The sequence below is a fragment of the Microbacterium paludicola genome (assembly GCF_015235415.1).
In the GTDB taxonomy this organism is placed as follows: Bacteria; Actinomycetota; Actinomycetes; order Actinomycetales; family Microbacteriaceae; genus Microbacterium; species Microbacterium paludicola.
The window spans coordinates 1-1,402 of the sequence record NZ_JADGLL010000094.1 but is presented as its reverse complement, the minus strand read 5'-3'; the positions used below and the strand labels follow the sequence as shown (position 1 = coordinate 1,402).

Genomic DNA, 1,402 nt, shown 5'->3' with positions numbered 1-1,402 from the left:
GGTCTGAGCGTCGCGGTGGCCGGGTAGGCGTCGAGGTCTCCCGGAAGATGGAAGTTCCTACGCTCGCCATCTCAAGAAGACCTCGACGGTGATCAACGCTACATTCGCGACCCCGGACCTGACCACGTTCTGCCGCCTGGACGAGCTCGGCCTCGAAGCCATCGGGCAGCATCTCTCGTCCGGTCGGGCGGTGATCGAGTGTCGCCTCGCCGAGGTTGACCCGTGGTGCCGGGGATGCGGCGGTGAGGCGACACCACGCGGAACGATCGCGCGCCGACTGGCACACGAGCCGTTCGGGCACCGGCCCACGACGTTGCTGCTGCGTGTTCGGCGGTTCCGTTGCTCGCCCTGCGGCCGGTTCTGGCAGGAGGACACGCGCCGGGCCGCGGAGCCGCGCGCGAAACTCACCCGCACCGCCGCGCGCTGGGCGCTGTCCGCGCTGGTCGTCGACCACCTCACCATCGCCCGCGTCGCCGCAGGCCTCGGTGTCTCCTGGCACACCGCCAACGACGCCGTCCTCACCGAAGGCCGGCGGCGTCTGATCGATGATCCGGGCCGGTTCGACGGCGTCCGGGTGCTCGGCGTCGACGAGCACGTCTGGCGTCACACCCGGGCCGGGGACAAATACGTCACGGTGATCATCGACCTGACCCCGATCCGTCACGACACGGGCCCCACACGCCTGCTGGACATGGTCGAGGGCCGCTCCAAGCTCGTGTTCAAGACCTGGCTCGCCGCCCGCCCGCAGGACTGGCGCGATGGCGTCGAGGTGGTCGCGATGGACGGGTTCACCGGGTTCAAGACCGCAGCCACCGAGGAACTGCCGAAGGCGACGGCGGTGATGGACCCATTCCACGTCGTCCGCCTCGCCGGCGAAGCGCTGGATGTCTGCCGGCGCCGGATTCAGAACGACATCTTCGGACGCCGCGGCCGCAAGAACGACCCGCTCTACAAAGCCCGCCGGCTGCTGGTCACGGGCGAGAAGCTCCTCACCGAACGACACTGGCTGCGCCTGGAGCTCCTGTTCGCAGACGACAAGCATGCGCCGGTCGAGGCGACCTGGGGCGTCTACCAGCAGATGATCACCGCCTACCGCACCCCGAACCGGAAGGTCGGCAAGCAACTCATGGAGGCGCTCATCGACAACTTCACAGTCGGCATCCCCGCGGGCCTGGCCGAAGTCCGCAAGCTCGCCGCGACGCTCAAGAAGCGTCGCGCGGACATCCTCGCGTTCTTCGACCTCCCGGGCTCCAGCAACGGCCCGACTGAGGCGATCAATGGACGTCTCGAGCACCTGCGCGGCTCCGCACTCGGCTTCCGCAACCTCACCAACTACATCACCAGATCCCTGCTCGAGACCGGCGGGTTCAGACCAGCGCTACACGCTCAAATGCGATGAGCC

At 68.3% G+C, this 1,402-nt stretch carries 1 protein-coding gene; it reads left to right on the top strand.

The genetic code is table 11. The features are described from left to right. The first annotated feature begins 88 nt into the window (after positions 1-88). The gene (locus IR155_RS15655) at positions 89-1,399 is read left to right on the top strand and encodes an ISL3 family transposase (RefSeq protein ID WP_135115706.1); all 1,311 of its coding nucleotides are present in this window, start codon (positions 89-91) and stop codon (positions 1,397-1,399) included. Positions 1,400-1,402: the final 3 nt, after the last annotated feature.